The following is a 12,538-nucleotide window of genomic DNA, read 5'->3' as shown; positions in this document are numbered from 1 at the left end:
GTTTCCGCAGATTGGAGAAACGCGAACACGCGTTTCACGTTCGCCGGACCCTCTCCTCGGCCGTCGCGAGCACCCGCGCGCCTTGGTTCCGTCCTGTTGTACCGACTTTTCGGGAGTCGTCCCGTACATCAGGCACTGTCGCTCGTTTCCTGGACTACGTGGATTTTCTCCAAGCAAAGGTAGCTCTGTGTAGCCGATGATTACGTTTCGTGTTCGCAGGGATGGCTACTACTTGAGGTGGATCGACAACCCCAGGAAAGAGGAGAAAGCATCGTGCGCCGCATCGTCATCGGGTTCGCTGCCGCTGGGATGACCGTCTTCGGCATGCTGGCGGCCACGGCGGCACCGTCAGCCGCCGACCCCGGACCGCGCTCCAATGGGCTCGGCGTTCTTGAGTCCAACTCAAACCCGTGCGTAACGGCTAGTAATACAGGAATCCTCACTGCCATCCTGAAAAATTGCTGACCGTGCCGGCTCGGCTGTGGGTCCGGCAGCCGTAGCCGCTGATTGAGATCGGTGGTGCCGTCGGGAAGCCGGGTCGCCCGGGGTGGTTCGCCCCGGGCGGCCCGGCTTCTGAGCGCTGTCCCGGGCGGTTCCATACGGTTGTCGGAGAGCACGGATTCTGATGTCACCGGCCGACGCCGACTGGCGACCTGTCGCATATTTCGCTTAGGCAATGATGTGCCGCCTTTTGGGCCTTGACCTGGGATGACGTGCCGTATTCCTCCGTGCTTCCTCCCTTGGCCGGTCTTCCTCGGCCGTCCCGCCGCCTGTGCGCCTTCGCCCTCTTTCCGGGGGCCGGAGTCCTCTTGGGTTTGTCGTTGTCGCGAAGACCTCTCCAGGGCTGTCTTGTGTGACAGGGGCTATCGCTTATTGGGTGCAGCGCATGGTTTCCTCTGGATCGAAGGTAGCTCTGTGTAGCCAATGATTACGGTTCGTGTTGGATGGGGTGGCTATAACCCGAGATGGTTTAGCAAGCGCAAGAAAAGGAGAGTCATTGTGCGCCGCATCGTCATCGGGTTCACCGCCGCCGCCGTGGTCGTCATCGGCATGCTGACGACCACGGCAACCGCATCGGCCGCCGTTTTCACATCGCCACCGGGCGACCGGGACGCCCTCATCGTCCAGCTCGCCCGGAGTGGCCCATGTGTGAGGGCCAGCGTCGAGGATGGCAGCGCCGGTGTTCTGTCCAGCTGTTGAATCCCGCCTGGTAGCCGGCGGTTGTAACCGGCGGCTGAGATCGGCGGTGTCGTTGGGAGGCCGGGTCGCCCGGGAGGGGTTCGTCCTGGGCGGCCCTGGCCGTCCGCCGCGGCCGCCGCGCCGGAGGCGGCAGGCGTGCCGGTCGGCCGGACGATATTCCATGCTCTATATCATCATTTTTAGGTATATATCATAATCGCATATGTCAGGCTTTTCTTGTCTCTTTCCTAGGTCAAAGATAACTTTTGTCGCGCAGCTCTGTGCGGGCGTCCCGCCCGTCCACCCCTCGCTTCCCATCGGAGGTACCAGCGCGTGATCACCAGAAAGGCGGCCGTCGCCGCCGCGGGCGTCCTGGCCCTGGGAGGACTGGTGTACGGCCATCCTCCCGCCCAGGCCGGGACCTCCGGTCTGTCCGCCCCCCTGGCGACCTGCCGGTCCTACACCAACGACGCCAGGACCATCGGGTACGGCGGCTGCACCATCATGAACGGCTGGGAGCGTTGGCGGCTCGGCGTGCGGTGCACGACCGGCGGCGCCGACTACCACTCGCCCTGGCAGTACACCTCGCACACGAAGAGCTATCTGTGCCCGGGAGGCGGCAGGGTGACCGGCGTCTGGACCGACAGCGAGTCCTGAGTCCGGAAATCCCCTCGAACAGTCCGAGGTGATTAACCGCATATTCCATGACAAATGCAATATGTCGTGAAATCTCAGGGTGGGCAGAGCGTCCTCTCGATGGCCGTCAGGACGCGCTCCGCCTTCCGGGAACCGGTCACGACTGTTTCGCCGAAGCGGGCGCGTACCCGCCGTCTCGCCTCCGCGCGGTCCGTTCCCTCCGCCAGGTCCCGGCACGAGGCCCGCGCCCGGCCGACGGGCTCCCCCCGGCCGGGCGCGGTGCCGAGCGCGGGATCGATCTCCCGCAGGGCGCCCAGCAGCGCCCGGACCCGGCGCGCGTCGGGGGAGGCGCCGGGGGATGCTCCGACGGACGTTCCGGCGGACGGCGGGCCGGGCGTGGGGGTGGTGGGGGCCGGGGTGCTCGCCTTGACGGCGTTGTGCGCCCTGCTGACCCGGTCGCCGATGACGCCGATCCCGGCGACCAGGGCGAACCCCGTCACGGCCGTCAGCACCAGTGCCTTCAGCGGGCTGTGCCGCTTCGGCCCCCGGCCACGGCTGGGGGAACGTTTGCCGAGAATGCGCATCCACCGGACAATAACGGCGAGCCCCTCGTGGAGCGACATCCTGTCACGTGCGGAGGAACGACCCGGGAGACCGCACGATCTCCCGGGTGCGATGCCCGCGGGCACAGCCCTGTCCCCGGGCACGGCCCTCAGAGGTACAGGCCGATGCTCTCCGGCTCGGCCGGGGTCTCGCCCACCCCGTCACGCAGGGCGAACAGCTCGGCGAGGGTCGCGCCCGACACCGGGACGCCCTCCGCGGTGCCCAGCCACCCGACCGCCTCGTCGTGCGGGAGGGCGCCGACCTCAAGCTGGGCGAGGCAGCGGCCCGGGCGGACCACCGCCGGGTGGAGCCGGGACAGGTTCTCGTTGGTCGTGATCGCGACCAGCACGTCACGGCCGTGACCGAGCAGGCCGTCGGTCAGGTTGAGCAGCCGGGAAAGACCCTGCCCCGTCACCTCCTTGGCCCCCGCCCTGATCAGCTCGTCACAGTCCTCAAGGACGAGGAGGCGCCACTTCTTGCCGCCCTCGTCGTCGGAGTCGGAACCGACCGCGACCTCCATCAGATAGCCGGGGGAGTTGAACAGCCGCTCGGGGTCGAGCACGCAGTCGACCTGGCACCAGGAGCGCCACTCGCGGGCGAGCGTGCGCAGCAGCGTCGTCTTCCCGGTGCCGGGCGGTCCGTGCAGCAGGACCAGGCGGCCACGCACGTCGGCGGGGTTCAGGGCCATCAGCCGGTCGAGCGGGCCGCGCAGGGACCGGGAGTAGTTGCCGCCGATCTCCGCCCAGGGGACGGCGGTGATGGGCTTGCCGGAACGGCGGGCGCCGTGCGGGCCCTGCCACCAGAAGCCCATCTCGACGTGGTCGCTCTCCGGTACGGCCTCCCGCGCGTCCTTGACCGTCTCCTCGATCACCGAGCGGGCCAGCCCCTCGTCGACCGCGGTGACGCTGACCAGCGCGGAGCGGTTGCGGTAGCGGACGACCCGCAGCGTCCAGCCCTCCCCGCGGATCAGCCGGGACTCCCGCCCGTCGTCCTCCCGCGCGACCCGCACCAGCGTCCCCGCCGCCGGGGCGAGCGGGGCGTCGGCGCGGATCCGTTCCAGTTCGGTGGTGCGCGACCACGGCTGAGCGCCCGTCGCGAACGGCGACAGCGCCAGGGCGTCGATCACGTCGACCGCCGAGTCGCCGTCGTCGAGCCAGATGTTCATCGGTACTTCCGCCGGGTGCGGCTCCGGAGTGATACTGACCTCCCTGAGAACGGACATGTCGGCAATGATCCCCTTCAGGGCCATCCGGGTCGAGGGATTTACCTCACTTCCTGGACAGCACTCCGTCGTAGGTGGTGCCGAAGCCCATGCCGTCGGTCCAGTGGTAGGCCAGCCGTCCGCCCTTGCCGGTGAGGGTGAGGTCGCCCGGGACGCACTGGAGGACGTCGTGGACCTTCAGCTCGAACCCGAGGGCCTTCCCACTGGTTTTGGCGAGCACCAGGGTGCCCGAGCACCCCGAGGTCGGCTCGGTCCACGAGCCCGACTTCTTCCCCTGGGCCAGGACGATCGTCACGTCGTGCTCACGAAGGGTGGAGAACAGGCCGGTGGGGTCGGTCGGCTTGATGTGCCCGGACCAGGTCCCGGCGAACGCGGCGGGGACTCCGGCACCTCCTGGACTCACCGAGGACTCGGGGACCGGCTCCCCGGTGTCGTAGACGTCGCCGGGCAGGTCGGCGTACTCCCCCGGGGACTCCTGGGGGTCGGCCGGAGGGGAGACCGCGGCGGTGGCTCCCGCGGGTGTGCCCGTCGCGCGGGGGCCGCCCGTCGAGGCGGGGGCCGAACCCGCCCCGCCGGCCAGGTACCAGACCGTGACACCCCCGGCGGTCACGAGCGCCACGGCGGCCAGACCGGCGCCGAACACGGTCCCGGAACGCCGCCGGGACGCCTGGGTGCGCAGACCAGAACCGCCCTCACCGGTGCTCTCCCCGGCCTTCGCCTCTCCGGTCACCGCCGCGCTCACCGGCTCCCCGGGTGGCGGAGCCTGCCCGCCCGGGTCGACGAGGCTCACCATCAGGGAACGGGCCGTGGGCCTGCGCGCCGGGTCCTTGTCCAGGCACGCGCCGATCAGCCCGGCCAGCCTGGCCGGCAGCACCGAAAGATCGGGCCGGTGGTTGAGGATCCGGTTCAGCACGGCGGGCAGTGTGTCGGCCCCGAACGGCGAACGCCCGCTCGCCGCGCACAGCATGGTGGCCGCCCAGGCGAACACGTCAGAGGCGGGCGAGGCCGGGGAGCCGCCGATCTGCTCGGGCGCCATGTAGGCCGGGGTGCCGACGATGCCCGAGGTCATCGTCGCCGCGCCGTCCGCCCTGGCGATGCCGAAGTCCACGACCCGGGGGCCGTCGGGACCGAGCAGCACGTTGGCGGGCTTGAAGTCCCGGTGCACGACCCCGGCCGCGTGGATCGCCGCCAGCGCGGTCGCCGTGCCGACCACGAGCCGCTCCAGCTCACCGCCCCGCAGCGGCCCGCGCTCCCTGATCCGCTGCTGCAGGGACGGCCCGTCGACGAACTCGCTCACCACGTAAGGCCGGGGCCCGTCGACCGAGGCGGCCAGCACGCGGGCCGTGCAGAAGGGGGCGACGCTCTCCAGCGCCGACAGCTCCCTGGCCAGTCGTGCGCGGGTCTCGGCGTCGGCGCCGAACAGCAGTTTGACGGCGACCCGCTCTCCGCCGGGCGTCTGCCCCAGGTAGACGACGCCCTGGCCGCCCTCGCCCAGCCTTCCGGTCAGCCGGAAGGCGCCCAGGCTGCGGGGGTCGTCCTGGGACAGGGGGGTGGTGCTCACGGGGCAAGGCTAGCGATGCCCGCCTTATATAGGCATATTTTGAGACATGCGGACGATCGACTGGGTGGACGACGCCATCGAACTCGTGGACCAGACGGCGCTTCCCGACAGATGCGACATGCTCAGGATCGGCACGGTGGACGAGCTCATCGGGGCCATCCGGCGGCTGGCCGTACGGGGGGCGCCCGCACTGGGGGTCGCCGGGGCGCTCGGAGTGGCGCTCGCCGTACGCGACGAACCCGACCCCGTGGCTGTCGCGGCCAGGCTGCGCGCGGCCAGGCCGACCGCGGTCAACCTCGCCTGGGCCGTCGACGCCGCGCTCGGCCGGCTGGACGGCGGGTTCGAGGCGGTCCTCGCCCACGCCCTGCGGATCAGGGACGACGACATCGCGGCCTGCCGCGCGATGGGGGAGCGGGGCGCCGACCTGGTACGCGAGCTCACCGGGCGTGACCGGGTGCGGATCATGACCGTCTGCAACACCGGGGGCCTGGCCGCGGTCGAGCGCGGCACCGCCCTCGGCGTCGTGCAGACCCTGCACGAGCGGGGACAGCTGACCGAGGCGCTGGCCATGGAGACCAGGCCGCTGCTGCAAGGTGCGAGGCTGACGGCCTGGGAGCTGGACAGGATGGGCGCGCCGTACCGGCTGATCGCCGACTCGGCGGGACCGTTCCTGCTGGCCAGGGGGTACGCGGACGCGGTGCTCATCGGCGCCGACCGGATCGCCGCGGACGGTGACACGGCGAACAAGATCGGCTCGTACGCCCTGGCGCTGGGCGCCCGCCGGGCGGGCGTGCCGTTCGTCGTCGTCGCCCCGGAGAGCACCGTCGACCCCGCCACCCCGACCGGCGCCGGGATCGAGATCGAGGAACGCGACCAGGACGAGGTGCTCGGCGTGCGCGGGACACGGCTCGCGCCCGCGGGGGCCCGCGCGGCCAACCCGGCCTTCGACGTCACCCCGCACGATCTGGTCACGGCCATCGTCACCGAGCGCAGGGTGATCCGCCCTGACCTGGGGGAACGGCCCTGAATGGGTTTGGGGGGCTTTCTATGGGTAGGCGAGGGTGATCGGTCGCCAGAGTCCCGTTTCTTCAGGAGATCAGTTCGTAAACCACGGGATCAGGCGAAGCGTCAACGACTACGCTCCGATTAACCCCCTGTACCCAAACCGTGGAGAACCCTCGTGGCCATCGATCTTGTTACCCGTCGAGAGTGGGGTGCCCGGGAACCGCGCGGTTCCTACGGCAGGCTCACCTCGACCAAAGGCGTCAAGGTCCACTACACCGGCGGCCAGGTGAGCCCGGACATCGTCAACGACCACGCCAAGTGCGTCGCGATGGTCAGGTCGATCCAGAACTTCCACATGGACGGCAACGGCTGGATCGACATCGGCTACTCGATGATCGCCTGCCCGCACCGCAAGGTGTTCGAAGGCCGAGGCCCCGGTCACCTGCCCGCGGCCAACGGCGCCGGTCTCAACAGCGCCCACTACGCCGTGCTCGGCCTGGTCGGCAACGCCGGTCTGGTCCAGCCGACCGACGACACCCTGAACGCCATCCTCGACGCCGTCGACTACCTGCGCCTCAAGGGCGGCGCGGGCAGAGAGATCAAGGGCCACCGCGACGGCTACTCGACCGACTGCCCGGGAGACGCGCTGTACGCCTGGGTCAGGAGGGGCGCCCCCCGCCCCGGCGGCCAGACCCCCGGCGAGCCCCAGGAGCCGTCCCCGCCCGCCTTCCCCGGCCGCGTCCTGAAGTACCCGCCCCTCCTGGAGGGGGAGGACGTGCGCACCTGGCAGGCCAAGATGAAGTCCCGGGGCTGGGACATCGACGTCGACGGCCTGTACGGCGAGGGCTCCCGTGAGGTGTGCCGCGCCTTCCAGGAGGAGAAGAGCCTGCCGGTCACCGGCGCCGTCGACCGCGCCACCTGGGACGCCACCTGGAAGGCCCCGGTCACCTGATCCACCCCGGTGGGCGCCCGGCCCACCGGAAGGCCCCGTCCTCCCGGCCCCTCCGCCGGGAGGACGGGGTCTTTCCTCGTGTGACCCCGGATCGGCTCGGGTAACCCCAGACAGGCGAGGTGCGGGCGGGAACCGGCCGCCGCGGGCCCGGGGGGAGGGAAGGCGGTTTGGAGGGTGGGCTTACTATCCGGTTCATGACGGTGCCGCCTGAGGAACTTCGAACGGCCGACGGTTTCCCGCCGACCACGCGGGAGCGGTGGCGTGAGCTCGCGCTCGGCGTCCTGCGCAAGTCCGGGATCGAGACCGACTCACCGGAGGAGGCGCTGTCCTCCACCACCTACGACGGTGTGACCATCGCGCCGCTCTACGACTCCTCCGACCTACCCGGCGATCCGGGCCTGCCCGGTGCGGCGCCGTACGTCAGAGGGGCCCGGCCTGTGGGGGGCTGGGACGTCAGGCAGCGCCACGAGGTGGCCGACCGGGAGGCGGTCCTGGCCGATCTGGAGAACGGCGTCACCTCACTGTGGCTCACGCTGGAGCCGGAGGACCTGCCGCGCGTCCTCGGCGAGGAGATCTACCTGGACCTGGTCCCGATCGTCCTGGACGCCGGGGAACGCACCGCGGAGGCGGCCGGGACACTGTTCGCGCTGGCCGAACGGCGCGGAGTCGCCCGGGGCGGCCTGACCGGAAACCTGGGGGCCGATCCGGTCCGCGACCCCGCGACCGCGGCCGAACTGGCCCGGCGCTGCGCGGCTGACTTCCCCGGGCTGCGCGCGGTCGTGGTCGACGGCACGCCGTACCACGACATGGGGGGAGGCGACGCCGAGGAGCTCGGCTGCGCGACGGCGGCCGGGGTGGCGGCCCTGCGGACGCTGACCGGCGCGGGACTGCCGGTCGAGGAGGCGTTCGGTCAGCTGGAGTTCCGCTACGCGGCGACCGCCGACCAGTTCCTCACCATCGCCAAGCTCCGCGCCGCGCGCCGGGTCTGGGCGCGCGTCGCCGAGGTGTGCGGGGCGAGAGAGAACGCGGGGCAGCGCCAGCACGCGGTGACCGGCTCGGCGATGATGACGGCCCGCGACCCCTGGGTGAACATGCTCCGCACCACACTGGCCTGTTTCGCGGCCGGGGCGGGCGGGGCGGACGCGGTGACCGTGCAGCCGTTCGACGCCTGCCTGGGGCTGCCCGACGCCTTCGCCCGCAGGATCGCCCGCAACACCCACGCGCTGCTCGTCGAGGAGGCGGGGACGGCCAGGGTGACGGACCCCGCGGGCGGGTCGTGGTACGTCGAGCGGCTCACCGAGGACCTGGCGGGCAAGGCCTGGGAGTGGTTCCAGGAGATCGAACGCGCCGGGGGCATGGCCGCGGCCGTGGAGTCGGGGCTCGTCTCGGGCCGGATCGCCGCCACCTGGCGTGAGCGCTCCGGCAACATCGCGCACCGCCGCGACCCGATCACCGGGGTGAGCGAGTTCCCCGACCTCGGTGAGCGCCCGCTGAGCAGGCCGCCCAGGCCGCACCCCCGGTCCGGTGTCCGCTACGCCCAGGAGTTCGAGGCGCTGCGCGACCTGGCGGACGCCCAGGAGGTCAGGCCCGCGGTGTTCCTGGCCGTCATCGGCCCGGTCGCCGCGCACACCGCCAGGGCCTCCTTCGCGGCCAACCTGTTCAACGCCGGGGGCGTCGCGGCCCTCACCGCCCCCGTACCGCCTGGAGGCACGGTCGATCCGGCCGCGATCGCCGCGGCCTTCGCCGCGAGCGGCGCCAGGATCGCCTGCCTGTGCTCAAGCGACCGGCTGTACGGCGAGCACGCCGAGGCCGTGGCCGCCGCGCTGCGCGAGGCCGGGGCGGCGAAGGTGTGGCTGGCGGGCAGGGGGGACCACGCGGGCGTGGACGCCACCGTCCACGCCGGGTGCGACGCGCTCGGCGTGCTCCGCACGATCTTCGACGACCTGGAGGTGGCTCGTTGATTCCCGACTTCTCCGGAATCGGACTGACCGGGGAGCCCGCGACGCCCCCCGACCGGGAGGGCTGGGCGCGGGCCGTACGGCGGGCGACCGGTCAGAACCCGGACGAGCTGACGTGGCGGACGCCGGAGGGCATCGACGTCAAGCCGCTGTACACGGCCGCCGACCTCGAGGGGCTCGACTTCCTGGAGACCTACCCGGGGGCGGCGCCGTACCTGCGCGGGCCGTACCCGACCATGTACGTCAACCAGCCGTGGACCGTCAGGCAGTACGCCGGGTTCTCCACGGCCGAGGAGTCCAACGCCTTCTACCGCCGCAACCTGGCGGCCGGGCAGAAGGGCCTGTCGGTCGCCTTCGACCTGGCCACCCACCGGGGCTACGACTCCGACCATCCGCGGGTGGCCGGGGACGTGGGCATGGCGGGGGTCGCCATCGACTCCATCTACGACATGCGGCAGTTGTTCGACGGCATCCCCCTCGACCGGATGAGCGTGTCGATGACCATGAACGGCGCGGTGCTCCCGGTGCTCGCGCTCTACATCGTGGCCGCCGAGGAGCAGGGGGTGGCGCCGGAGCAGCTGGCCGGGACCATCCAGAACGACATCCTCAAGGAGTTCATGGTCCGCAACACCTACATCTATCCGCCCGCTCCCTCGATGCGGATCATCTCCGACATCTTCTCCTACACCAGCGAGCGGATGCCGAAGTTCAACTCCATCTCGATCTCCGGGTACCACATCCAGGAGGCCGGCGCCACGTGCGACCTGGAGCTGGCCTACACCCTGGCCGACGGCGTCGAGTACCTCAGGGCGGGCACCGCGGCCGGGCTCGACGTCGACAGGTTCGCGCCCCGCCTGTCGTTCTTCTGGTGCATCGGCATGAACTTCTTCATGGAGGTCGCCAAGCTCCGCGCCGCCCGGCTGCTGTGGGCGCGCCTGGTCTCCGGGTTCGGCGCGAGGAACCCCAAGTCGCTGTCGCTGCGGACCCACTCGCAGACCTCCGGCTGGTCGCTGACCGCCCAGGACGTCTTCAACAACGTGGTGCGCACCTGCGTCGAGGCGATGGCCGCGACCCAGGGGCACACCCAGTCGCTGCACACCAACGCCCTGGACGAGGCGCTGGCGCTGCCGACCGACTTCTCCGCCAGGATCGCCCGCAACACCCAGCTGCTGCTGCAGCAGGAGTCGGGCACCTGCCGGGTGATCGACCCGTGGGGCGGCTCCTACTACGTCGAGCGGCTCACCCACGAGCTGGCGGTCAGGGCCTGGGGGCACATCCAGGAGGTCGAGGCGGCGGGCGGCATGGCCAGGGCGATCGACCAGGGCCTGCCCAAGCTGCGCATCGAGGAGGCCGCGGCCCGGACCCAGGCCCGCATCGACTCCGGGCGCCAGCCGGTGATCGGCGTCAACAAGTACCGGCCCGACGCCGAGGAGCCCATCGAGGTCCTCAAGGTCGACAACAGCGCGGTACGCGCCCAGCAGCTCGACAAACTCCGCAGGCTGCGCCAGGAGCGCGACCCGGTTCGGGTCGAGCGGGCCCTTGAGGCGCTGACCAAGGGCGCGGCCGGGGACGGCAACCTGCTGGCGCTTTCCATCGAGGCGGCGCGGGCCATGGCGACGGTCGGGGAGATCTCCGACGCGCTGGAGAAGGTCTTCGGCAGGCACGCGGGCCAGATCCGCACGATCTCCGGTGTCTACCGGCAGGAGGTGGGTCCGGGCGTGGACGAGGTCCGTACGGCCTGCGCCGAGTTCGAGCGGCTTGAGGGGCGTCGTCCCCGCATCCTGGTCGCCAAGATGGGCCAGGACGGCCACGACCGGGGGCAGAAGGTGATCGCGACGGCCTTCGCCGACCTCGGGTTCGACGTGGACGTCGGCCCGCTGTTCCAGACGCCCGAGGAGGTCGCCCGCCAGGCGGTCGAGGCCGACGTGCACGTGGTCGGGGTCTCCTCGCTGGCCGCCGGGCACCTGACGCTGGTGCCCGCGCTGCGGACGGCGCTGGCCGAGCTGGGCGCCGAGGACGTCATGATCGTGGTCGGCGGGGTGATCCCGCCGGGAGACTTCGAGGCGCTGCGCGCCGCGGGGGCCTCGGCGATCTTCCCGCCCGGGACCGTGATCGCCGGGGCCGCCGGGGAGCTGCTGGCCGAACTGCGCACCCGGCTCGGCCATGTCCAGGACGTTTGAGGACTACGCCCGGGGGGTCAAGGAGGGCTCCCGGGCCTGGATCGCCAGGGCGATCACGCTGGTCGAGTCGACCAGGCCCGACCACCGGGCCATGGCCCAGCGGCTGCTGGTCGAGCTGACCCCGCTGGCGGGCAGGGCCCGCCGGGTCGGGGTGACCGGGGTACCCGGCGTCGGCAAGTCCACCTTCATCGACACGCTCGGCACCCTCCTGACCGGGAGGGGGCACCGGGTCGCGGTGCTCGCCGTCGATCCGTCGTCGACCAGGACCGGAGGCAGCATCCTGGGCGACAAGACCAGGATGTCCAGGCTGGCGGCCGACCCGGCCGCCTTCATCCGCCCGTCCCCGACCTCGGGCACGCTCGGCGGGGTGGCCAAGGCGACCCGTGAGGCGATGGTCGTGGTCGAGGCGGCGGGCTACGACGTCGTGCTCGTCGAGACGGTGGGGGTCGGCCAGTCGGAGACCGCGGTCGCCGACATGGTGGACACCTTCCTGCTGCTCGCGCTGGCCAGGACCGGCGACCAGCTCCAGGGCATCAAGAAGGGCGTGCTGGAGCTGGCGGACGTGATCGCGGTCAACAAGGCCGACGGGCCGCACGAACTGGACGCCAGGAGGGCGGCCAGGGAGCTGGCCGGGGCGCTGCGGCTGCTGCGCTCCGAGCGCACGGTGCCGGTGCTGACCTGCAGCGGACTCGAAGGCGCGGGGATGGAGGAGCTGTGGCGTCAGGTCGTGGCGCACCAGGAGGCCATGGAGGTCTCGGGCGAGCTGTCCGACCGCCGCCGCGCGCAGCAGGTCGGCTGGACCTGGGCGCTGGTGACCGAACGCCTGCTGGCCGGGCTCCACGGGCATCCGGAGGTGGCCGCGATCGCCCCGGAGGTCGAGCGGCTGGTGCAGACGGGGGAGCTGACGCCGTCCCTGGCGGCCGACCGCATCCTGGACGCCTTCGGGCACCGGCCCGCGTGACCGCGCGAGGCCATGTGATCCCGGTCACGCTGAGCGACCACAGGTGGGAACTGATTTGCGAATTCTGCCCACATTACATGAATCCTTGCTTAAGAAACTGATTCATTACAGTTATGGTAAAACGATTATTTGGCTGCGACCTTGATCGCTCACCGTCAATCATGTGATACTTCGCCCAAAGGGTTGTGAAAGGCGTATTAAACCCCTTTAGTCATGTGAGCGTGAGAAGGCGCATGGTGAGGCGCGGGAAGGACACAGAGGGGCCGCCGGTCGACCGGCCC

General features: G+C 71.1%; 11 protein-coding genes. 8 read left to right on the top strand and 3 right to left on the bottom strand.

What is annotated here, in order from left to right:
- Window positions 1–273 precede the first annotated feature (273 nt).
- From ACFYY8_RS22565 to ACFYY8_RS22555, 3 genes are all read left to right on the top strand, one after another.
- Window positions 274–465 carry a hypothetical protein gene (locus tag ACFYY8_RS22565; protein WP_390043857.1) on the top strand — a complete coding sequence of 64 codons (192 nt, stop codon included), beginning with the start codon at window positions 274–276 and terminating at the stop codon, window positions 463–465.
- A gap of 534 nt (window positions 466–999) precedes the next feature.
- Entirely contained in the window at window positions 1,000–1,200 is a 201-nt protein-coding gene (locus tag ACFYY8_RS22560; protein WP_390043855.1) for a hypothetical protein, read from the top strand.
- Window positions 1,201–1,512: 312 nt separating this feature from the next.
- Entirely contained in the window at window positions 1,513–1,836 is a 324-nt protein-coding gene (locus tag ACFYY8_RS22555) for a hypothetical protein (RefSeq protein ID WP_390043854.1), read from the top strand.
- 74 nt (window positions 1,837–1,910) lie between these two features.
- On the opposite strand, the gene ACFYY8_RS22550 is transcribed toward ACFYY8_RS22555, so the two are convergent.
- The 3 genes from ACFYY8_RS22550 to ACFYY8_RS22540 form a co-directional block, all read right to left on the bottom strand.
- Complete coding sequence (locus tag ACFYY8_RS22550; RefSeq protein WP_390043852.1) at window positions 1,911–2,399, bottom strand: hypothetical protein; 489 nt, start codon at window positions 2,397–2,399, stop codon at window positions 1,911–1,913.
- A gap of 128 nt (window positions 2,400–2,527) precedes the next feature.
- On the bottom strand, window positions 2,528–3,640 hold the full coding sequence (locus ACFYY8_RS22545) for a DUF5925 domain-containing protein (protein WP_390043850.1): 1,113 nt from the start codon (window positions 3,638–3,640) through the stop codon (window positions 2,528–2,530).
- A gap of 46 nt (window positions 3,641–3,686) precedes the next feature.
- Entirely contained in the window at window positions 3,687–5,201 is a 1,515-nt protein-coding gene (locus ACFYY8_RS22540) for a protein kinase (protein WP_390043848.1), read from the bottom strand.
- A gap of 46 nt (window positions 5,202–5,247) precedes the next feature.
- Here ACFYY8_RS22540 and mtnA point away from each other — a divergent pair, with 46 nt between their 5' ends.
- From mtnA to meaB, 5 genes are all read left to right on the top strand, one after another.
- Window positions 5,248–6,228 (top strand): S-methyl-5-thioribose-1-phosphate isomerase, encoded by a 981-nt coding sequence (gene mtnA / locus ACFYY8_RS22535; protein ID WP_390043846.1) that lies wholly within the window; start codon window positions 5,248–5,250, stop codon window positions 6,226–6,228.
- Between the two features lie 153 nt (window positions 6,229–6,381).
- Window positions 6,382–7,158 (top strand): N-acetylmuramoyl-L-alanine amidase, encoded by a 777-nt coding sequence (locus ACFYY8_RS22530; RefSeq protein ID WP_390043844.1) that lies wholly within the window; start codon window positions 6,382–6,384, stop codon window positions 7,156–7,158.
- A 194-nt stretch (window positions 7,159–7,352) separates the two neighbouring features.
- Window positions 7,353–9,119 (top strand): methylmalonyl-CoA mutase subunit beta, encoded by a 1,767-nt coding sequence (locus ACFYY8_RS22525; protein WP_390043842.1) that lies wholly within the window; start codon window positions 7,353–7,355, stop codon window positions 9,117–9,119.
- The gene (gene scpA / locus ACFYY8_RS22520) at window positions 9,116–11,296 is read left to right on the top strand and encodes a methylmalonyl-CoA mutase (RefSeq protein WP_390043840.1); all 2,181 of its coding nucleotides are present in this window, start codon (window positions 9,116–9,118) and stop codon (window positions 11,294–11,296) included. The genes ACFYY8_RS22525 and scpA overlap by 4 nt, the downstream gene beginning before the upstream one ends.
- Window positions 11,280–12,257 carry a methylmalonyl Co-A mutase-associated GTPase MeaB gene (gene meaB, locus ACFYY8_RS22515; protein ID WP_390043838.1) on the top strand — a complete coding sequence of 326 codons (978 nt, stop codon included), beginning with the start codon at window positions 11,280–11,282 and terminating at the stop codon, window positions 12,255–12,257. Before scpA ends, meaB begins: the two co-directional genes overlap by 17 nt.
- Window positions 12,258–12,538 lie beyond the last annotated feature (281 nt).

The organism is Streptosporangium sp. NPDC001559 (genome assembly GCF_042893955.1).
Taxonomy (GTDB): Bacteria; Actinomycetota; Actinomycetes; order Streptosporangiales; family Streptosporangiaceae; genus Streptosporangium.
This window is presented reverse-complemented; position numbering and strand designations above follow the sequence as displayed.